Genomic DNA, 21,681 nt, shown 5'->3' on the forward strand with positions numbered 1-21,681 from the left:
TGCATTTACAAATGTAAAACGAATTTTGTTATGAAAAAGGTTTCACTATTTATGATGGCCATTAGTTTGGCATTCGTCAGTTGCAACAAAGACGATGATGACGATAACAATCAAAACACAGACACGATAAAACCAGTTGTGACTGTGATGAGTCCGTCAGGGCATTCAGAATTTGCTCCCGGAGACACTATTCACTTTGAAGGTGAAGCTGTAGACGACAAAGCTCTTTCAGAAATGAAAGTTGACATTCACTGGGCAGGTGATGGTCACGGTCATGGTGGAAAAAGAGCATCAGTTGCAGAGAAATGGGATGAGGAGTTTATTTTCGAATTATCTGGTCGTGAGTATCATGTTCACGAGCACCTTACAATTCCGGCCAATGCTGATACCGGAATGCATCACCTCATTGTAACAGCTCTTGATAAAGCAGGAAACCAGTCAGAGTTTGTTGAAGTAGACTTTCATGTTGAAAAATAATCCTGCTATTGTTCTAAAAGAAAAAGGCCGTTTCGCTTGAAACGGCCTTTTTAATTTATAATTGAATCTTCAATTATTAGTTTTTAGAAAGGTAATCAGCAACGCCTTCGTGAGTATCTTTCATACCGCTCTTACCTTGCTCCCAGTTTGCAGGGCAAACTTCTCCGTTTTCTTCGAAGAATTGAAGAGCATCGATCATGCGAAGTGCTTCTTTTACGTTACGTCCAAGTGGCATGTCATTAACCAATTGGTGACGAACAACACCTTCTTTGTCGATAAGGAATAGTCCGCGGTAAGCTACCATTTCACCGCTTGTTGCTAGTTGATCATCTTCATCGTAATAGAAGTCACCAGCTAGAACATCGTAGTTGTAAGAGATTGTTTTATTCGTATCAGCAACTACCGGGTAAGTAATTCCTTTGATACCACCGTCATCTTTTGACATTTGTAACCATCCCCAGTGAGATTGCTCAGTATCAGTTGATACTGCTACAACTTGTGTATCACGATCTTCAAATTCTTTTAATTGCTCCTGAAATGCATGCAATTCAGTTGGGCAAACGAACGTGAAGTCTTTTGGGTAAAAGAACAATACAACGTTCTTTTTACCGATGTACTGATCGAGAGAAAAATCTTCAACGATTTCGTCTCCGTCAATTACTGCTGCTGAATTGAAACTAGGTGCTTTTTTTCCTACTAATACTGCCATTATAATTTGTTTTTAATTTGTAATTCGTTTTCAATTGCAAATGTAATAAGTGAGACACCAAATAGCTAAATAATTATGATTAATAGTTTTTTATCAATCCATTAAATCAAATTATAGCTTTGGTTGACAGTAAAAGATGCAGCGCTCACTGGCACTCTTCTCCTCAAACTTATTGAGCTTGTAATCTCCCCAAACATCCACAACCTTGAATCCTGCCATATCTAACATTTTTGAAAGATCATCAAATGAAAACGCATTGACTTTTTCAAAGTATTGGGTATCAACTTTGTTTTTGGGGTCAATCACTCTAATTTTTTTGACAATAATTCCGTCCTCCACATAGCGATTGATATGGAAATGACATCCGTCAATCAGCTTTTCTTCGGTCGGAACCATAGTCTCGATGGCATGTCGTGAATTGAGAAAATCGAGAATGAAGCTGCCTTGTGGGTTGAGCTCTGACCGTACAGATTTTAATACTTTGAGATTGTCAGAGACGTGATCGAAATATCCAAAACTGGTGAAGAGATTGAAAACAGCATCGAAAGATTTTTTGAGAGGCTCTCGCATGTCGTGAACGATGAATTCGACTTCCTCAGAAATATGAGTTTTTGCGTGTTGAATGCTGTTCTTGCTCAAATCAGCACCTGTAACATGAAAGCCGAGCTGAGCGAGAATTTGAGAATGCCTGCCGCGACCGCATGCCAGGTCAAGCACTTTTGCTCCTGTTTTGAGATCGAGCTGTTTTACAACTCTCTCAATAAATTTTTGCGCTTCACTTTCATCTCTGTTTTTGTACAGAGTGTGATAGTAACTTGTCTCAAACCAGTTTTCAAACCATTCCACAGCGCGCAAATGTACGTAAGTGGTTTACTTAACCTGAAATCTTACTCCATTTATTGGAGTTTGCCGGAGATATTTTGTTCAGGAGGTTGACAACTTTGCGCTGTTCATCACCCGGAGCTTCACTAAAAATATTGACAATTTCATTAGCTTTTGCATTGAAGAACAGGCGCATATTGATGTTATTTGGAAGATTATCGTAGATCGGCTGTAGCTTTTCAAGTGCCTTGTAAATATTTTCTCTCGCCTTAGTGGGATCATCCATCATTTGATCCATTCCCTGCCTGTGGTATTCATACATACAGGTTCTGAGATTTTCAAAGCGAGAATCCAGGTAGTTTGTAGCGATCCAGTAACGATTTGTTTGGCTTTTAAAAGCTTCCCATCCCGATATATCAGATCCCTGAAACTGGTTGGCTATGTTGAGTGCTTTGTTGAGATATTTATCACCTCCCTCAGGTGAAAAAGAATCGTAATCAAACCCGATCACCAAATAAGTGTAGAAAGCAAAAATTGCTGTGAGGTTATTTTGCTTAGCTGCCTGCTCTGAGAATTGCAATACATCAAACTTGGCAAACTCAAACTGGACCTCATCATCCTTGTGGTTGATCAATGGAGTACTGTAAGAAGACCCGTAAACCGGCCTTCTAGATTGTATTTGAATATTTCCTTTAAATCGATCTCCCGATGCTTCATTAATTCTCAATAAAATACTGAACTCAATTCGCTCGTGAGCTTTAAACTTATCCGTAGTCCATTTACGGTTGTTCACAAACTCATAAAGGTTGTTTTCCAGCGATTCAAAAAGTGTTCTATCAGTATTGGAAATTTGCTGTGCATCAACTTCAACAGTGCAATTGACATCCTGAGCACTCACGGTTTTAACCAGTAAGCCAATAATGAAAACGAGAAAAATTTTAGAGCGAAATAATTTCATCGACAAGGTCTTTAGCGATCTCAGTTTTTTGTTTTAACTCAAATTCGCGCGTTTTATTTTGCCCGATAAAAGTAACAACATTTGTATCGTGTTTAAAACCGGCACCTTCAGTTTTTAACGAATTCAGCACAATGAGGTCAAAATTCTTCTTTGTGAGCTTCTTTTTGGCATTTTTAAGCAGGTTTTCGGTTTCCATTGCAAAGCCTATTAGCTTTTGGTCAGATCGCTTTTTAGCTCCCAGTGATTCCGCAATATCAGGATTCTTCGTTAGCTCAAGTGTAATGGAATCATCAGCTTTTTTGATTTTTTGATCGCTGACATCTTTCGGTCTGTAATCTGATACTGCAGCGGCCATTATTCCAACCTGGCAATCATCATAAAGACTAGTAGCCGCTTCGTACATATCAACAGCACTGTTGACGTGGTGAACAGTTATATTAGGGTGCTTCACTTCAATACTGGAGGGTCCTAAAACCAACTCCACTTTCCCACCTCTTTTAGCTACTTCATTGGCTATTGCGATTCCCATTTTGCCAGAGCTGTGATTACCGATAAACCGAACGGGGTCTAGTGATTCGTAAGTAGGTCCGGCAGTCACGAGATAACGCTGACCAACTAACGAGTTTGCTGTGCGGAAATAGTCTTCGAGATGATCAATGATATGCTCCGGTTCTGACAGTCTCCCCTGTCCTTCCAACCCGCTGGCTAACTCACCACTTTCTGATTCGATGACCTCAGTACCTCTACTTCTCAAAATATCTAAATTCGATTGTGTCGAAGCGTGGCTATACATATCGAGATCCATTGCGGGAGCAACCATTACCGGGCATTTAGCACTGAGAAAAGTTGCCATCAGCACATTATCGCAAATCCCCTGAACCATTTTTCCAAGCGTATTTGCTGAACAGGGCGCTATTAAAAATAGATCGCCCCACATGCCCAGTTCTACATGGTTATTCCAAATACCCTGATCGTGATCCTGAACATAAGAAGAAATAACAGGATTCTTAGAGAGTGTTCCAATGGTCAATGGAGTAATAAACTGAGTAGCATCAGGAGTCATTACAACTCTTACATCAGCTCCTTTTTTGACCAGCCCTCTAACAAGAATAGCGGCTTTGTAGGCCGCTATACTGCCGGTTATACCGAGAACAATTTTTTTATTTTGAAGGCTCATAAAAGAGGCTTAATCTTCCTCCTGAGCTTCTTTGGCGGGATTTCTGTAATACGTTTCGCCATTTGAGAATTCTTCGAGAGCCAATGCAGTTGGCTTAGGTAGGCGCTCGTAGAATTTTGAGATTTCAATTTGCTCGCGATTTTCAAAAATCTCCTCAAGATTGTCTGATGAAGAAGCAAACTCTTCCAACTTTGAGTTCAATTCATCTTTGATCTCAAGCCCAATTTGATCTGCACGTTTAGCAACTACTGAAAGTGCTTCGTAAACGTTACCCGTAACATCACCGATTTTATCAACATCGCGTGTTACAGTGGTCATTGGGGCATTTGTCTTTTTGTAATCCATAATCTTTAGCTCTTGTTTGCTACGTTGGTTTCTCTTTTCAACTCCTGTAATTCAGAGTACCACTTTTCAGCTTCCACAATATCTTTTGACTCGGGAAACCGATCTACAAAAGTAATATAAGCCTTTAAAGCGGCATCAATTCTTTCTTCTTTTTTGCTTTCAATACTGTTGACAGCCAATTTGTATTTGGCTTTGAATATGAGAAAATAAGCTTCTTCCCTGTATTTCGTATCAGGAAAATTGCTCAACAAATTGTCAAACTCAGTGTATGCAGCCCTGTAGTCCTCCATTTTGAGGTACTGCTTAGCAGCATTGTAGCGCTTGTACTCCAACTTTGTTTCTAGCTCAGTGATCAATTGCGTACACGTATCAGCTCGTTTGCTCTTTGGGTAATCGTTGATGTAAAGCTGCAATTTGTCGATTGCTTTTCTGGTCGGATCCTGATCCAAACTGTAATTGGGCGACATCTTGTACTGGCAGTAAGCCGCCATATACTGGCACTCTTTGGCATAGTCTGATCGAGGAAACGTTTCAACGAATTTGTCAAAGCGATGACTTGCCAATAAGTAGTCTTCAAGATAATAATCACTATATGCATAAATGTAATAGAGCTTCTCGGCCCTGTCAGTCCCTCTGTAAAAAGCGATCAACTCTTCAATCAAAGGGTAAGCTTTGTAGTATTCACCTTCATTATAATACTCCATTGTTTTGTTGTACTTGTATTCGATATCACTGGATTTGAGTACTTTATTGTACTCTGAGCATCCACTGATCAATACAGCAATGAAGATAATGAAGATGTATAACGCTTTGGATCTGATCATAAACATCGCGCAAAATTAGTGATTTCCATTACAAATAAAACGAACCCTTTATACATTCGACTGTTAATAAACCTAAATACCCCCGAATTGTATTTTGAGGGATTAATCTTAGTTTTGTCGATTGATTCTCATAGTGAATTGAATAGAACTAAAACGAAGGAATTGTGGATATATTTGAGAAATTAAAGGTTAACAGAGGGCCACTAGGTCAATATTCAAACAGTACACACGGTTATTTCACTTTCCCAAAGCTCGAAGGTGAAATCTCTAATAACATGAAATTCCGCGGGAAAGATGTTCTCGTTTGGAGTCTCAACAACTACCTGGGGCTTTCAAATCATCCTGAAGTACGCAGAGTTGATGCTGAGTCATCAAAAAAATATGGTCTCGGAAACCCGATGGGTGCTCGTATCATGAGTGGTAACACAACCATGCACGAAGAGTTAGAGCGCCAACTTGCCGATTACGTTCAAAAAGAAGATGCTATTCTATTAAACTACGGTTATCAGGGAATGGCTTCTGCCATTGATGCTGTGGTTGACAGAAATGATGTAATCGTTTACGATTCTGAGTCGCACGCCTGCATCATGGACGGAATGAGAATGCACCAGGGTAAAAGATTTGTTTATCCTCACAATGATATTGAAGCGCTTAAAGTTCGCCTTGAACGCGCTACCAAACTCACTGAAAAAAATGATGGCGGAATTCTCGTTATTACTGAAGGTGTTTTTGGAATGGCCGGAGACCAGGGTAAGTTGAAGGAAATAGTTGAACTCAAAAAACAGTACGACTTCCGCCTTTTCGTAGACGATGCTCACGGTATTGGAACAATGGGTGAAAACGGAGCCGGAACAGGTGTTCATCAGGGCTGCCAGGACGGAATCGATATTTACTTTGGAACGTTTGCAAAGTCGTTCTCTTCAATAGGTGCATTTGTTGCATCAAATGAAAATGTCGTTGAGTTTTTGCGTTACAACACGCGTTCTCAAATTTTTGCGAAATCTCTTCCTTACCCAATTGTTGAAGGTGCACTAAAGAGATTAGAAATCATGCGCAATGAACCACAGCACAAAGAAAAACTGTGGGAAATAGCTAACGCGCTACAGAACGGCCTCAAGGAAAAAGGATTTAATCTGGGAAGAACTAACTCTCCGGTAACTCCTGTTTTCTTGTCTGGTGGAACATTTGAAGCAGCCAATATCATTTTTGATCTCCGTGAAAACCACGGGTTGTTCTGTTCAATGGTTGTATATCCTGTTGTACCAAAAGATGTTTTCATGCTGAGATTGATACCAACAGCTGTTCACACACTTGAGGATGTAGCTTACACTATTGATAAGTTTGAGAAAATAAAAGCAAAACTTGATGCTAATGAATATGCGAAAGATCGTTTTGAATTAGTATCTTAAGTTGTTCATTTACATATTGATTATGATAAAGGGTTGTCATTAAATTGCAACCCTTTTTTAATGAAAAAATCTCTGTACTGCTATGAAATATTTGACTATGATAATTGTGGTTCTGACCACTACCTTAATCCTTTCTCCTAAAAATACCTTTTCTCAGTACGACTCAACACTTGCTAAAGAGTTGGGAGCTGATGAATACGGGATGAAAATGTATGTATTTGTGATGCTGAAAAGCGGTGAAACCAAAATTGAAGATGATGAAAAAAGAAAGGAAGTAATGGCTGGCCACCTCCTCAATATTCAAAAACTGGTAACCGCTAAAAAAATGGTTGTTGCAGGTCCAATGGGAGAAAATGAAAATAATTTGCGCGGTATTTTCATTATGAATGTGAGTAAAGTTGAAGAAGCTGAAATACTGTTACAGTCAGATCCGGCAATAAGTATAGGAGCATTGAAAGCTGAGTACTATCCGTGGTACGGTTCTGCAGCCTTACCAAAATACCTCCCCTATCACGATAAAATTGAAAAAAACAGTGTTTCAGAGTAAGCTTTATTTTCTAAAAAATCATTCTTTTAAAATAGAGCTTTTTTTAATGATTTTATACCCTTTAATCTTTATAAAATAAATATATTGCTGATCTGATGAAAGCCATTTTACTTAGTAATAACTCTTCCCTGAAACTATATGGCAAATAGTAGCTTCATGGATGTAATTGACAATAATAGAGATTTGTCAATGCTTCAACTTATCCCTAATCCAATATGGATTTATGATCATGATCGATCGACCTTTGTATTTGCCAATAAAGCAGCCGTTGATCTCTACGGTTATTCAGCTAAAGATTTTAACAAACTCCAAATAAGCGATATTCAGGTCAAAGAAATCCCTGAAGAATCAAAGTCAAAGAACGGAAAGTTATTCGAGCATCGGGATAAGAACGGAGATCCTATCTACGTTAAAGTTCAATCACAACTGATTGAATTCAACGGGAAGAAAGCAAGTCTTTACTCCATCAACGATATTACAGAAAACTTTTCTCAAAACACTCTTTCTCAAAGAAATAAAGCATTACTAAATGCTATTGCTGAAGTCAATAGCTCATTTATTTTGAATGCAGACTGGTTGAGAGCACTTCAAAAATGCCTTGCCATAATTGGGAAAACTATTGATGGAGACAGGGTTTATTTTTTCGATTTAAAAATTGATGGAGAAAAAAAGGTCATTTCATCCCAAACTGCAGAATGGTGCATTGAAGGTGTATCTCCTGAGATTGACAATGAGGAACTTCAAAATCTTGATTTAACACCTTACCGTTTTTTTGTTGAATCGCTCTTTAACAAAAAACCATTTGATCAAAAAGTTGCTGAAATCTCTGACAAAGAATTCAAAAGCCTGCTTGAGTCACAAAACATCAAGTCTATATTGATTCACCCAGTATTTTCAGGTGAAAGAGTTCACGGTTTTATTGGGATTGACGCATGCTTTGAAGAAAGAACCTGGAAAAAGGATGAGGTTGAACTGGTTAAATCCTTTGCCACGACAATTGCAGGAACTATAGACAAGCAACTTGCTATGAAATCTGTTCAGTTGAGTAAGGACAGGTTTAAAGCAATGGTTCGTGAAGGTGCTGATCTTATCACCATGATTAATGATAAAGGTGAAATCACATTTGCCGGAGATACGACTTCGTCAATTCTGGATATTAGTCCTCGATGGTTGGTAGGTAAAAATGCTTTTGAATTCATTCATCCTGAGGATATCGACTATGTGAAATCCTACACAAAACGTGTACTAAAAGAGAAAAAAAGAGCTACTATACCGGCCTACAGGCTCAAAGATGGAAAAGGAAACTGGAGATGGTTATCGAGTGTTATTACGAATCTTTCTGATGACGAAGCTGTTAAAGGTATTGTTGTCAACACCAGAGATATAACTAAAGAAAAAGAGTATTCTTTAAGACTCGAAAAAGCGAATGATCGTTACCGAATAGCTGCTCAGGTATCTGACGAGCACATATATGACTGGGATGTGGCAGAAAACAAAATCATCCAATCAGGCGATTCATTTAAACGAATATTCGGTTTTAAGCTCAACAACAAGAAGCTCATTACTCGTGACTTTTGGATTAAGCATCTCTCAAAGACAGAATCGAACAGATTACACAATGAACAGGTAAAAGCCTTTAAAAATAAAAATGTCAATACTGTCTCGTTCAATTATCAATTAAAAGCTCCTGATGGTACAACAAAACAATTGTTAGATACTGCAAGACTATTCAGAAATAAGAAGGGACGAGTGACGAGGGTTGTTGGATCTGTTAAAGATATTACCCCGGTTTTCTTAAAAAAGGCTGAAGATAAGCTCCTTCAATCTTTATCAGGATTACTTGGAAAAGCATCAAATTTTAGCGAAGGCATTTTTGATATGCTCGAACTACTTTCTCGTTACTCCAAAACTCAAGTTGCAGAGTATTGGAGTTTAACAGCTGATGGTGCTGAGATTCACTTAACTCAGTCTTACACGAGAGATAAATCAGGTAAGCTATTCCATAAGGATTCTCATAAAATCAAGTCCTTTTCATTTGAATTTCATAATAGCACTACTGTTGAAAAATGGTGTAATGAGGAAATTGTTATTTGGGATAATCTCGGGGAAAACAAAGACTTTGTTCGAAGAGACTCTGCCAAAAAAGTAGGCTTAAAATCAGGCATTGGTGTTCCCATTATGCACAACAAATCTCTTCTTGGAGTATTCATTCTTTTAGCTGATAAACCAAAAAACAACTGGAAAAACGTCCAAAAGATGCTCAGTCATCTCAGTGAGCAATTAGGGCCTCTCCTCAACCAAAAAAGGGTGCAGGAAGAATTGAACAGCTTTTTTGAGCTTTCGCCAGATATTTTGGCAATTACCAGTAAAGATGGTCACTTCCGCAAAACCAATATTGCGTTTAAAGAAATACTGGGATACAGCCAGCAGGAAGTCATCAACCAATCGATTTGCAACTTCACTCATGAAGAAGATTACGTAAAAATCAATGAAGCGCTAAGCAATGTAAAAAATGAGCTTATAGAATTACGTGCGAGATTTATCAGTAAAGGAAATGAGGTGAAATGGTTAAATTGGCGCTTTCGTTATAATAAAGATTCTAAGCAGGTTTATGCTGTTGCTAAAGATATTACTGCTCGTCAAAAAGTTAGGTTACAACTGCAGGAAACACTTGAAAAGCTCAAAAACGCGCAGGATATTGCTAATCTGGGGTACTGGAACAGAAGTTTGGATCAGGAAAAAATTGAATGGTCAGATGAAGTTTACCGCATTTATGACTACGAGATAAATGCTATAACCCCAACTCATGACTTGTTCCTGGAGCACATGCCTGTAGATGATAGGCCGGAGTTTATGCTCCTGTTTGAAAAAATGCTCAAAAAGCCCGATAGCGGATCTGAATATGAGTTCACTCATCGAATAATTACAAGCACAAATGAAGTTAAGTGGGTTTACCAAAAAATGAAAGTCGTAACTGACAAAAAGGGAAAACCATCTTATATTGAAGGCATTATACAGGACATTACTGAACATAAACAATACGAGGAGCTCCTCAAGTTGAGTAATGAGCGTTTTGAACTAGCCATGAAGTCAACCAACGAAATGATTTGGGACTGGAATCATGTAACAAACGAAGTTTCGCGCGGATTTGGCTATCAAAAAGAATACGGCTATCAAACGACAGAAAAGGTTACGCTCGACAATTCATGGTTTAATCTCATCCACCCCGATGATCGCGAGCACGTTTACAACTCAGTTAGTCACGTCCTCGACAATACGCGCGAAGATTACTGGTATGAAGAGTACCGAATAATCAAACCCAATGGTGAAGTAGCCTATATTTTAGATAGAGCTTATATTCTCAGAAATGAAAATGGAGAAGCTATAAGATCAGTTGGTGCTTCACTCGATGCAACAGTATCGCGCAAGCAGATGTACGCCATCAAAAAACAAAACGAAACGCTCAAAGAAGTTGCATGGATTCAATCACACGTTATTCGCGCGCCAATCGTGAGAATTATGGGAATGCTTGATTTGATCGAACAACAGTACAAATCCATCGACCCTGATCTCAAAGAACAACTCGAGGTACTGGCTAAATCTGCTTACGAACTCGATGATTTAACCCGCGATATCACCAAAAAAACAGAGTCGATCGATTACTGATCTTTCTCCTCTTTTGGTTTGTAATGGTATGATACTCTCACACCCTTTTGAACTTCTCTGTCACGGTCAGAGCCGGAAAAATCCTCACCTCGCCACATTGATTCGGGGATCGGACTGTAATCGCCATCGTAGTCCCAACTGTATTTTTTGCGCTGTGGACCATCTTTCCGATAAATCCAGGCGAGCAAAACACCCATAATAGCACCAAATAAATGCCCTTCCCAGCTAATCTTGTAATCGATTGGCAAAAGTCCCCAAACCATTCCGCCATAGAGGAAAACAGTGATGAGTGATAACCCCATCATGTTTCGGTTCTTGTTGAATAGCCCGCTGAAAAAGACGAAAAAAGCCAGCGAATAAATCAATCCGCTCGCCCCGATGTGAAATGAACTCCTCGCTCCTACCCACACCCAAAAACCACCTATTAAAGTACCGTAGATAATTACTTTCCACGAACTTTTGGGGTAGAAATAAAAAACCGCTGTTCCAAGAATCAACATCGGGTAGGTGTTGTTGATCAAATGGCTCCAACTACCGTGTAAAAACGGAGAAAACAAAATACCGCGCAAACCGGTAAAGTCACGCGGTAAAATTCCATATTCTGCCCAGGTTGTTCCTGAATAATGCTGTATCAAATGAACAGCCCACATCACAGCAACAAAAATCACCGGGAAAATGGCACTTTTGAACAACCGCTTACGTGGAGTCATTTTCTTTGACATTCGGCTAAATTACAGATCTCCGTTGAAGTCATCATCATCAAAAGAGAACATCGAATTCATCATGTCCTTGAAACTCATACCCTCTTCATCAATATTCTTGCTGATGAGAGAATACTCAGCCAATCCGTGTAAGATGAGTTCCATAAAAAGGAATTGCTCTGTAGCATCTGCCTTTGGATGATACTTTTTAACGAGTTCTTTCAGTCCCGGAACTGAGACGAGCTTTTCGTGGAATTTCTTATCCTTAAGATCACTGCCGAGAACGAGGTCATTCTTAGCGAACCACTTGATTATTTCAGCATACGGACTCTCCTCTTTCCTGCGTTTGATCATTTCAGGATCAGGGAAGTATTGAGGAAAAACTTTTCTGATAACCCGATTGATCAATTTGTGAGCAACTCCAATAGCTCCTTCCTGCTCTCCTTCATAAACGAGCTCCACTTTTCCTGTAATTGCCGGAATTACACCTATGAAGTCGCCAATACGAGCAGTTGTTTTCTTTTCCCTGTTGATGATCGCTCTGCGCTCAGCAGATCCGATTAAGTCTTCATAAGCCGAAATACTCAAACGAGCCGATACGCCAGACTTTTGATCGATAAACTCACTTTCACGAGCCTCAAAAGCAATCATCTCCAACATATCCTGGAGAATTGGTGCTACATACACCTTTTTCTCCTGATCGGGTAAAATACGCGCTTCCTGGTGCGTAATTTGTTTACTGATATCGATTGATTTGGGATAGTGCGTGATAATCTGGCTCTGAATACGATCTTTAAGAGGAGTAATTATAGAACCGCGATTCGTGTAATCCTCTGGGTTTGCGGTGAAAACGAATTGTAGATCGAGGTTGATTCTCAGCTTAAACCCTCGGATCTGAATGTCACCTTCCTGCAAAATATTGAACAATGCAACCTGGATTCTAGCCTGTAAATCGGGAATTTCATTGATCACAAAAATGCCGCGATTAGCCTTGGGAACCAGCCCAAAATGAATCACGCGTTCATCGTTGTAGCTCAACTTTTGGTTAGCAGCTTTTATCGGATCAATATCACCAATAAGATCAGTAATGGTTACGTCAGGCGTTGCAAGCTTCTCTGTATAGCGCTCACTGCGGTGCATCCAGGAAACAGGCGTTTTATCTCCTTTTTCTTCGATCAAATCACGAGCATAGCGCGAAACAGGTTCAAGCGGATCATCGTTGAGTTCTGCCCCTTCAACAACCGGAATGTATTCATCTAAAAGCAAGGTCATCGCTCTGGCGATACTCGTTTTAGCCTGACCTCGTAAACCGAGCAAATTGATATTGTGCCGAGCCAAAATAGCACGCTGAATATCTGGAATAACAGTATTGTCATAACCAATCACATGATCAAATACCTTCTCTCCTTTTTGCATTTTGGCGATCAAATTATCGCGCAACTCTGTTTTTATATCTTTTGACTGGTAATCACTTTTTTTGAGATCTCCCAGAGTTTTAATCTTTTCGTAATTCATTCTTTGCAGTGAAGTTTTATCGTGTATTTCTTCTTCTGTTTCTTTCGTAATCTTCAAATATAAAGTCACCCAATCCGCTCAAGCCGGTGTAAAAAGCTTTTCCTTTATTGGCTTCAGTAAACTCTCTTATGAAGCCCTGTAAATAAGGATCTCGGGCAATCATAAAGGTGGTAATGGGAATTTTAGCTTTGCGACACTGAACAGCGAGATTGAGTGTTTTATTGACAATTCTCTCGTCAAGTCCCATGCTGTTTTTGTAATACTCGCCATTGATTTTGATGCACGATGGTTTACCATCAGTAATCATGAAAATCTGTTTGTTGGGATTTTTGCGTCTCCTCAGCAAATCCATGGAGAGTTCGAGTCCCGCTACGGTATTCGTGTGATAAGGTCCCACTTCGAGATATGGCAAATCTTTCAACGATACCTGCCAGGCATCATTCCCAAAAACGACTATATCGAGAGTATCCTTTGGATATTTGCGCCTGATCATTTCTGCAAGAGCCATCGCCACTTTTTTGGCCGGAGTAATTCGATCCTCACCGTACAATATCATACTGTGCGACAAGTCGATCATGAGCACTGTAGAAGCTTGTGTTTTGTACTCATTTTCTCTCACGACAAGGTCGTTCTCTGTCATGTGGAAATCACTAACACCGTGGTTGACCTGCGCATTTCGCATGCTTTCGGTAAAGTCGATTTGCTCGATTCGGTCACCAAATTGGAAGTCCCGCGTTTCGGGTGTTGGTTCATCTCCCAGGCCGGTTTTTCCAGTTCGGTGATTAGCCGAGTTTGAGCGTTTCATTTTTCCAAAGATCTGCTCAAGTGAACGCTGCCTGATGACCTGTTCACTTTTGGCTGTCATACCGTAACCGCTTCCTGGACCCTGACCTTTTTTTCCAGTCCCGTCATCGATGAATCCTTTTTTCTTCAGATCCTCAATGAAGTCATCAATCGTGTAGTTTTCATCTGTTAGTTTGTATTCTTTGTCGAGTTCGCGCAACCAGTCGATCGCTTCGTCAACATCACCAGATGTGTAGGTGAGTAACTCCATAAAGATATCGAACAGTTTCTCAAACGGACTCCGTTCATCTTTCTCCGGTGTATATCGTGTAAATCGGTATCCCAACATGGACGAAAAGGTATTAATTCTGCACTAACCTGCCGCTAGATTATTAAATGCTTCACAGGTTATTAACTTTGCTAAAGTATTTTTGTTGCACTTTATTTAATCGTACGATTATGGACGAGACACAGGAACTTGGCAATCAAATTGGTAATTGGTTAGGGAATATTCTTCAGGAAATGGGCGTTGCCGGTAGCAGCTTGCGTTTTGTCAAGATGCTGGTTCTTCTGGCTCTGACCATTATTATAGCATTACTTATCGATTTTATAGTACGCAAGATACTCGTGAATTTCCTACATCATTTTGCCAATAAATCGAAAACCAATTTTGATGATCACCTGATTGAGCGAAACATTACGCGGTACATCAGCCAGTGGTTACCGGCAATTTTTGTGAGTGCAGTAATTCCGGTAGTTTTTCATGATTTTGACTTTTTGATTACTCCACTAACTGAAATTGTTGACATTTACCTATTCATTGTAATTGCCCTGTTTATTCAAGCTTTGCTACAGGGAAGTCGTGATTACCTGCTGACAAAGGATAAATTCAAGGACAAGCCTATTCAAAGTTTAGCCCAATTACTCAATATTGCGAGCTGGATTGTTGTCGCCATTTTGATTTTCTCAGAACTCACAGAAAAATCTGTCACCAACCTATTTGCTGCACTTGGTGCTGCATCGGCAGTTCTACTACTTATTTTTAAGGATACCATTTTAGGATTTGTGGGAAGTATTCAGCTCTCTTACAATGATATGGTTAGGGTTGGCGATTGGATTGTTATGAGTAAATACGGAGCCGATGGTAATGTAACTGTCATCAACCTCAACACGGTAAAAGTACTCAACTGGGACAATACGATCACGAATGTGCCAACTTACGCCCTCATAAGCGATAGTTTCATCAATTACCGCAACATGGAGGAAGGCCCTGGCCGTAGAATTCAAAAAGCGATTTACATCAAACAAAGTACGGTTCGATTTCTCGAAAAAAACGATTTGGATAAACTCAAGGGCATTCAACTCATCAACAAATATATAGACACTCGCCAGGCTGATATCGATAGCCATAATGAGAAAAATAACATCGATAAATCTTTAGCTATTAATGGTCGGAACCAAACGAACCTGGGGATATTTCGCAAATATTTGCTCGAATACCTCAGACAAAACCCTATCATGAGAAAAGATATGAAGTTAATGGCTCGTCAATTACACCCAACTGAGCACGGAATTCCTATTGAAATTTACGGGTTTAGCAAGATAAAATCCTGGGTTGACTATGAATACGTAATGGGCGAAATCTTTGATCACGCAATCGCTTCAGTAAAGTACTTTGATCTCGAGTTGTTTGAAATTCCAGCCGGATCTGACATCACACCTCTCAAATTACAACATAATGGAGATGTCAAAACTGGAAACGAAGCCCAAGAGAGTAAGTCATAAGGTTTGTATTGGATGATACCTTATCGTAAGTAGCTTCCTGCGTGTTATCGTTGTACTCAATTGATTCAGGATCTATGTAGGAGGATTCGGTTCCGTAGAGTTTTTCCACTCTACCATCAATAAATACTACACGCGATAATTTAATAGACAAACCACCTGCATAGCCATAACTCCAGGCGCCTTTCGTTTCGTTTTCGATTTCATCTGGCGGTGGGTTCTGAGTGTAGTCATCAACTGAAATACGGGTGCGGGAATTGAACAATCTAAAACCGGCTATTCCCTCGATGTAAGGATAAAATGCGTTGTTCACATTCTTGAGCGGACTAACTCTCAAGTTAGCATGAATGGGCATCATGTTGCTATTCACAACTGAGGTAACTTCGTATTCGCCAAACTGTGGATCGTCTTTTTGAAAGTCCTCTTCCTGCCTTTCCATCCAGTAATAATGGTAAGTTAAACCGAGTTCGAGCGTCAATTTGCGAACGAGCGGAAAATAGATTCCGCCACCAACACCAAAAAACGCACGATCACCAACGGTTTCTTTAAATTCACCTTCTGGAAATCCTAATCCCATGTGAACATCTAAGTGCCCGTCATTTTCATTCTCGTCATCTTCGTCATCGTTCTGTCCAAATACCTGAACAGAAGTTGCGAGCAACACCATCACTAAAATACTCAATCGTTTAAGCATATCCATCCTTTTGTTAGTGATTAGCAGAAACCAGACCAAAAATACTTTAATTGTTGAAACAAATTAAACCCTTAAATGTAAATAACAGAATTACAACACTTTACCTAATCAAAATCACACTACCCATTTTCACTTCTTCATCACCGGATTGATTGACGAGCGAGATACGATAAGCATAAGCTCCCTGCTGAGCCGCACTTCCGTCTTCTCCCGTTCCGTCCCAACCTCTTTCAATATTGGTCGATTCAAAAATGAGATTTCCAAATCGGTTAAAAATCTGTAATCTGTACTGTCTAAAACCTCCAAAAGCTACAGTGGGCTTAAACTCTGGATTATGAATTCCTGTTGGCTTAAATGCATTCGGCACCCAAATTTTTGTATTCGATTTAAAACATTTCCTGTTCGAGTAAACCTGTAAACTATCCCGATTGGTAGCTCGAACGATGTAGCAAATCCTGTTGCCCTCTGTGATGTAAGTCTCTGTGTTTTCTTCAAAATTGCGCAACGTATCACCTGTAGTGAGAGTTTGGTTCATTGAGCCGGCTGCATTATCCGCCACGCGAAATAAGTCGTAGTGATCGAGCGAGTCGCCCAACACTCCCCATCCAATGTACTGAGTCCACGACAGCTGAGCATTGTAAGTTTGCTCATCAAAAGTTCCGTTCAGGTATATCGTTTTGGCCAAATTTGAAATAGAAATCGGGAAGTCGCACGAATCGTACATTACAACCCTGTACCAGTAATCGGTTTGGTTCACTTGTGCTGTTCTATCCTCAAACTCGAGGACCGGGTTCTGATCGTAAGGAGCGCGAGCAATTTCAATGAAAGTTCCATTGGAGTCTATCGCCCGTTCCAGAGCGTAGTAGTTCACAAAAATCGAAGTATCGACTAAACACTCAACCTCAACAAAATCACTGTTGACAACATTTGCTCTTTGCAGATAGTGAATATTTGGCTGGAAAGAAGCAGCGCTTTGCGGACAAGCAACATTTGAGGTACTCGTCTTTGATCGATCTGTGGCATAACCAACGATCACGTAGCAATAGTTTTGCCGCACATCCACATTATCGTGCAAATAAGTACTGTCAGATCCCGGGACCGAATCCAAAAAGACTGACGGTCCATTATTGAGTCTGTAATAAATCGCATATCCCTGTAAGTCATCCCAGCCCTGGTATTGAGACCACTCTAACTGAACTTCTTCAGCGCAAAAATCAGGGAAAGTTTCAAGAAAAATCGATTGGTGCGCATCACTCCCCGCGCTGATATTGGCAGTTGCCGGATTTCCTTTGTAGCAGGTGTCAAATGAAGCGATAGCGTATTGCTGAGTTCCACCACTTCCTGATGCTGCAGAATCGATATATGTTGTGTTTGCTTTTCCGTAAACGGTATCGATAATAATCCATGCCGATGACGCATAATCGTAGTACAAGATTTGATAACCATCTGTGTCTCCTGCCTCGCTAGATTGCCAGGTCAGTTCGAGATTTCCGGTAGCTGTATCAACTGTAACGCTGTCCATGATTGGGATATCAGGTGAAGTGTTGTCCTCAAACAACTCTTCCACAATAGCTGATACAGATCTACATCCGCTATTATCCTGCGTTTCCACTTTAAATGCAACATCCTCAGAACACACTTTGAAAGTCGTGTCGGTAAAAGTTTCAGTTCCGTAAGGTGTGGTTCCGACCAATACCCACGGCCCTCCTCCAATTCTCCTGAAAACTTCGTAATTACCAGAGTTGCTGGATAAATTGGGCACGATTTGCGGATTCCACGTTATGGTAGCCGTAGTATCGGTTTTGTTTGATATTACCGGAAGCATCGTTTCAAACGTATCGCTAGAAACCTCTACATTTCCGCTGCCATCATCATAAACCGTTTTGACGTAGTAAAACTCAGAGTTTGTAGTAGCATTGGAATTTGTATTTGTGAAAGTCGTAGTCGCGAGGTTGGCAACAGATGTTTCGGTATAAGTGCCATTTCGTGAATTGCTCACACCCACCACATATTCGACAAATTCATTTGCCGGATCATTGGGCGCAATCCACGTGAGTACCACGTCACCGTTAGGCTGAACAGCAACGCAACGCAAATCTGGCGGGTCAACAGCTCCGCGAGCAAATCCAGCCAGTAAAAACATAATGGTCAGAACCGAAACTATGCGCATATCAATGGTTTAAACGACCCAGCCGGCAATTCGTTGTATTAAAGGTCAAAAACTTTATCACAAATCGCCTTTCTCGCTTCGCGGTATTCTGTGAGGAGGTTTTCAAAAATCTTCTTAGCCGGCAATACATCCTTAATTTGAGCACTCACCTGACCGATTTCGAGTTCGCCCTGTTCCATATCACCCTCGAACATTCCTTTTTTAGCTCTCGCTCTGCCCAGTACTTCTGCCAACTCCTCTTTTGATGCGCAACGATCATATGCTTTCATCACATCAGCGTAAAATTCATTTTTGATAAGTCTAACAGGTGCGAGTTCTTTGAGTGTCAGAACCGTATCCCCTTCATTCGTGCTCACGATCCTGTTTTTGAAATTCTCGTGACCCGATGATTCATTGCTCGCTGCAAATCGGCTACCGATTTGAACAGCATCAGCACCGAGTGACATAGCTGCCAGAATAGACCCTCCCGATCCAATACCACCGGCTGCAATTACCGGTACGTCAACGGCATCATTCACGAGCGGAATGAGGCACATGGTTGTCGTCTCTTCTCTTCCATTGTGTCCACCAGCTTCAAAACCCTCAGCCACAACAGCATCACAGCCAGCTTCAACAGCCTTTTTAGCAAACTTCGCACTCGACACAACATGCACGACTTTAATACCGTGCTCCTTGAGTTTAGGTGTCCAGGTTTTAGGATTACCGGCCGATGAAAAAACGATCGGAACCTCGTAATCGATGATTGTTTGAATATGTTCCTCAATGTTGGGATAGAGCAACGGAACGTTAACCGCAAATGGTTTATCAGTAGCTTTTTTGCACTTTTCAACATGCTCTCTCAACACTTCAGGATACATTGATCCTGATCCGATAATCCCCAACCCTCCAGCGTTAGAAACTTCACTGGCCAATTGCCAGGGCGAACACCAGATCATTCCGGCCTGAATAATAGGATAGTCTATATCAAACAACTCACAAATACGATTCTTCATCATCCAAATTTTGAATGCGAATTTACGCAAGAGCAGTTGAATAGAGAAAGTGAAGGATTGTTTTTAGATAATAGCCATATGATAAGAATAAAGCCATTTTGCTTTATTTAAAAAGCAAAATCACTCACAATTGTTAAATAGATAAAGCATTTGAGTAAATTGGTGAATAAGAATCTAAATTTATAGTTCTACTTTCTTTTAGAATAAGACTTAATATTTTTTTATTTATCGTAGTGGATTCCTAAAGAATAAGCTTCCTTCCGGAACCCTCGGAAGGAAGCAGAAAGATTGGAGGGATCATTCCCTATTTAGTTACATACAAACTTGTTGCGAACAGTTTAGAATTCCCTTACGGCTCTCACATTAAACGGTGCGGTCTTATTAGTATTAGAGGTAGAAGTGCCACCGGGAGTTATTAATACATATTTAGCATCATTTGCATTCACCTCATTTGAACTCCAATAAGGACTGGTAACTAAAGCTGTTCCTCCATTCGCGATAGAAGAATCATTGACAATAACACGATTCTGACCAATCATTAACAGCTCTTCCACGGTTGGCAGGTACCAATCACCGTAATCTACTCCTCCGTGGGTCACAACTAAATCACTACAAACAGAAGCAGCATAATCATTTCCATCATCTCCCAAAACCATTTGAGCATTAATGATTAGATTGGTATTATCTTCTCCTCCATAAACACCGTCACCCACTGCCCTGGTAATTCCATAACTACCTGCATACCATCTAATGGTAGATGAAGTAACATCCTCAATAGTACATACTAATCCGTGTTGTCCGGTTTCGTCAACCCAAAAGACAATACCTCCCTGTGCAAAATCTCCCACCTCATAAGTTTTTAATCCTGCAACATATCCCATTTGCGAAATATCGGTTGAATCTATATGAGGGGAATTCCAATTAGCAGTATCTGCTCCTGTAATACTGCTTGCTAGTGATGTATCAAACACTGGATCAGCTTCTGAATAAGTAACAGCTCCTGTAAGTGAATCTGCAGTTGTTGAATGCAAAGCATAAGGCACACTTAATAACTGACTTGTACCTGTTATAGAATAATTCGTTCCGCCATTTGGATCCGTTTCTGTTTTAATAAAGAATGGTCCGTTTGCCCAGTCAATGGTAGAGAAATCACCACTTACAACTGTTCCAGTTCCTATCTCAAGGCTAACTAAACCATTAGTATTCGTAGTTGGAGTTTGAGTTTCTTCATAAACGGCTGTTCCATTTGGAGAACCTTGTAAAATGCTTATTTGCATTCCAACCACTGTAGAAGTTACGAGATCGTCAGAACCATCTCTAATTACAGCCTGGTAGCTCATTTTTTCAGGGGATTGAGCATTTACCATCTGTGGTATTAAAACACTTACAGTCATAAAGAATACTACTAAAGTTGTCATTATATTATTCATAGTCTTTGGTTTTAAAGTTTTTCAATTAATCTATCTATTCATACTATAGAATCATAGCAATTTGAGTTGATTTTTTTCTCATGATAAAGAGAAAAACATTCTATTTAGTTTTTAACAATTTTAAAAGATTGAACCTCTCTATTTTCCCGATCCACAACATTCATAAAATACAATGCCGGGGGCAAGCTTGTTGTATTTATTTGAGTTCTTTGAGTTCTTATTTGATCATTCATTAATAACCTCCCCTTCATATCGTAAAGTTGATAGGACAGTTTATTATTATTGTACTTATTGATTTTCAAAATCAACTTATCATCTGTTGGATTGGGAAAAACTGAAAGTGAAATGTTTAATTCAGTTTCCTGAACCCCCACCTCATTTATATTATAGGTTTGCTGAACGCCCTGACTTACACTTCCTGTTGTATCAACATTCGTAGTAAATACTACCTGACCTAAGCTGTAGGCAACGGAACCTCCCACGCCTGACGCATTTCCTCCAGATACATTAACAGATTCCTGAGAATGTACCAGCCCTACCCATAGTAACCCTGTAACGGTCGTTACTATGAGTTTAAATTTGTTTTTTTTCATATTGTTGCATTTTTATAAATTATTAAACATAATCTCCTTGAAGAAGTCTTATTTATCGAGCAAAAATTATTGAGCTATTGATTAAAA

Annotated in this window: 19 protein-coding genes; 5 read left to right on the forward strand and 14 right to left on the reverse strand. The window is 39.9% G+C overall.

All coding sequences use genetic code 11. From position 1 onward, the window contains the following. The first annotated feature begins 30 nt into the window (after positions 1 to 30). Complete coding sequence (locus F3059_RS03125) at positions 31 to 477, forward strand: DUF4625 domain-containing protein (protein ID WP_151166486.1); 447 nt, start codon at positions 31 to 33, stop codon at positions 475 to 477. Between the two features lie 76 nt (positions 478 to 553). Here F3059_RS03125 and F3059_RS03130 read toward each other — a convergent pair whose 3' ends face one another. From F3059_RS03130 to F3059_RS03155, 6 genes are all read right to left on the reverse strand, one after another. Further along, the gene (locus F3059_RS03130; RefSeq protein WP_151166487.1) at positions 554 to 1,186 is read right to left on the reverse strand and encodes a peroxiredoxin; all 633 of its coding nucleotides are present in this window, start codon (positions 1,184 to 1,186) and stop codon (positions 554 to 556) included. A gap of 111 nt (positions 1,187 to 1,297) precedes the next feature. Beyond that, positions 1,298 to 2,032 (reverse strand): class I SAM-dependent methyltransferase, encoded by a 735-nt coding sequence (locus F3059_RS03135; RefSeq protein WP_223274529.1) that lies wholly within the window; start codon positions 2,030 to 2,032, stop codon positions 1,298 to 1,300. Positions 2,033 to 2,060: 28 nt separating this feature from the next. Beyond that, entirely contained in the window at positions 2,061 to 2,966 is a 906-nt protein-coding gene (gene porD / locus F3059_RS03140) for a type IX secretion system protein PorD (protein WP_151166489.1), read from the reverse strand. Further along, a complete protein-coding gene (gene coaBC / locus F3059_RS03145) occupies positions 2,947 to 4,143 on the reverse strand; it encodes a bifunctional phosphopantothenoylcysteine decarboxylase/phosphopantothenate--cysteine ligase CoaBC (protein ID WP_151166490.1) in 1,197 nt (398 codons plus the stop codon). The genes porD and coaBC overlap by 20 nt, the downstream gene beginning before the upstream one ends. A 9-nt stretch (positions 4,144 to 4,152) precedes the next feature. Beyond that, positions 4,153 to 4,488, reverse strand: coding sequence for a DNA-directed RNA polymerase subunit omega (locus F3059_RS03150; protein WP_151166491.1), 336 nt, complete (start codon positions 4,486 to 4,488; stop codon positions 4,153 to 4,155). A gap of 5 nt (positions 4,489 to 4,493) precedes the next feature. Then, positions 4,494 to 5,312 carry an outer membrane protein assembly factor BamD gene (locus F3059_RS03155; protein ID WP_170265015.1) on the reverse strand — a complete coding sequence of 273 codons (819 nt, stop codon included), beginning with the start codon at positions 5,310 to 5,312 and terminating at the stop codon, positions 4,494 to 4,496. A gap of 161 nt (positions 5,313 to 5,473) precedes the next feature. Between F3059_RS03155 and F3059_RS03160 the strand changes: the two genes are divergently transcribed. The 3 genes from F3059_RS03160 (at position 5,474) to F3059_RS03170 (ending at position 10,934) form a co-directional block, all read left to right on the forward strand. After that, positions 5,474 to 6,721: an aminotransferase class I/II-fold pyridoxal phosphate-dependent enzyme gene (locus F3059_RS03160; protein WP_223274531.1), complete on the forward strand. Its 1,248-nt coding sequence runs from the start codon at positions 5,474 to 5,476 to the stop codon at positions 6,719 to 6,721. 82 nt (positions 6,722 to 6,803) lie between these two features. Then, complete coding sequence (locus tag F3059_RS03165) at positions 6,804 to 7,268, forward strand: YciI family protein (RefSeq protein ID WP_151166494.1); 465 nt, start codon at positions 6,804 to 6,806, stop codon at positions 7,266 to 7,268. A gap of 138 nt (positions 7,269 to 7,406) precedes the next feature. Next, complete coding sequence (locus F3059_RS03170) at positions 7,407 to 10,934, forward strand: PAS domain S-box protein (protein ID WP_151166495.1); 3,528 nt, start codon at positions 7,407 to 7,409, stop codon at positions 10,932 to 10,934. On the opposite strand, the gene F3059_RS03175 is transcribed toward F3059_RS03170, so the two are convergent. The 3 genes from F3059_RS03175 to F3059_RS03185 are packed head-to-tail and all read right to left on the reverse strand — an operon-like array spanning position 10,928 to position 14,282. Continuing rightward, positions 10,928 to 11,656, reverse strand: coding sequence for a rhomboid family intramembrane serine protease (locus F3059_RS03175; protein ID WP_151166496.1), 729 nt, complete (start codon positions 11,654 to 11,656; stop codon positions 10,928 to 10,930). The genes F3059_RS03170 and F3059_RS03175 overlap by 7 nt on opposite strands. Before the next feature lie 9 nt (positions 11,657 to 11,665). After that, entirely contained in the window at positions 11,666 to 13,150 is a 1,485-nt protein-coding gene (locus F3059_RS03180) for a sigma 54-interacting transcriptional regulator (protein WP_151166497.1), read from the reverse strand. Positions 13,151 to 13,166: 16 nt separating this feature from the next. Beyond that, a complete protein-coding gene (locus tag F3059_RS03185; protein WP_151166498.1) occupies positions 13,167 to 14,282 on the reverse strand; it encodes a vWA domain-containing protein in 1,116 nt (371 codons plus the stop codon). Positions 14,283 to 14,392: 110 nt separating this feature from the next. On the opposite strand from F3059_RS03185, the gene F3059_RS03190 reads away from it, so the two are divergent. Continuing rightward, a complete protein-coding gene (locus F3059_RS03190; protein WP_170265017.1) occupies positions 14,393 to 15,718 on the forward strand; it encodes a mechanosensitive ion channel family protein in 1,326 nt (441 codons plus the stop codon). On the opposite strand, the gene F3059_RS03195 is transcribed toward F3059_RS03190, so the two are convergent. The 5 genes from F3059_RS03195 to F3059_RS03215 all read right to left on the reverse strand — a co-directional run bounded on the left by F3059_RS03195 (position 15,681) and on the right by F3059_RS03215 (position 21,594). Continuing rightward, a complete protein-coding gene (locus F3059_RS03195; protein WP_151166500.1) occupies positions 15,681 to 16,409 on the reverse strand; it encodes an outer membrane beta-barrel protein in 729 nt (242 codons plus the stop codon). The two genes, F3059_RS03190 and F3059_RS03195, sit on opposite strands and share 38 nt — an antisense overlap. Before the next feature lie 100 nt (positions 16,410 to 16,509). Continuing rightward, positions 16,510 to 18,579 carry a T9SS type B sorting domain-containing protein gene (locus F3059_RS03200; protein WP_151166501.1) on the reverse strand — a complete coding sequence of 690 codons (2,070 nt, stop codon included), beginning with the start codon at positions 18,577 to 18,579 and terminating at the stop codon, positions 16,510 to 16,512. A gap of 38 nt (positions 18,580 to 18,617) precedes the next feature. Beyond that, positions 18,618 to 19,574, reverse strand: a complete 957-nt coding sequence (locus F3059_RS03205) for an NAD(P)H-dependent flavin oxidoreductase (protein ID WP_151166502.1) — start codon at positions 19,572 to 19,574, stop codon at positions 18,618 to 18,620. A gap of 335 nt (positions 19,575 to 19,909) precedes the next feature. After that, positions 19,910 to 21,001 carry a DUF1566 domain-containing protein gene (locus F3059_RS13770; protein WP_151166503.1) on the reverse strand — a complete coding sequence of 364 codons (1,092 nt, stop codon included), beginning with the start codon at positions 20,999 to 21,001 and terminating at the stop codon, positions 19,910 to 19,912. A 104-nt stretch (positions 21,002 to 21,105) separates the two neighbouring features. Then, positions 21,106 to 21,594 carry a T9SS type A sorting domain-containing protein gene (locus F3059_RS03215; protein ID WP_151166504.1) on the reverse strand — a complete coding sequence of 163 codons (489 nt, stop codon included), beginning with the start codon at positions 21,592 to 21,594 and terminating at the stop codon, positions 21,106 to 21,108. Positions 21,595 to 21,681: the final 87 nt, after the last annotated feature.

It is taken from the genome of Salibacter halophilus (assembly GCF_008806325.1).
GTDB lineage: Bacteria > Bacteroidota > Bacteroidia > Flavobacteriales_G > Salibacteraceae > Salibacter > Salibacter halophilus.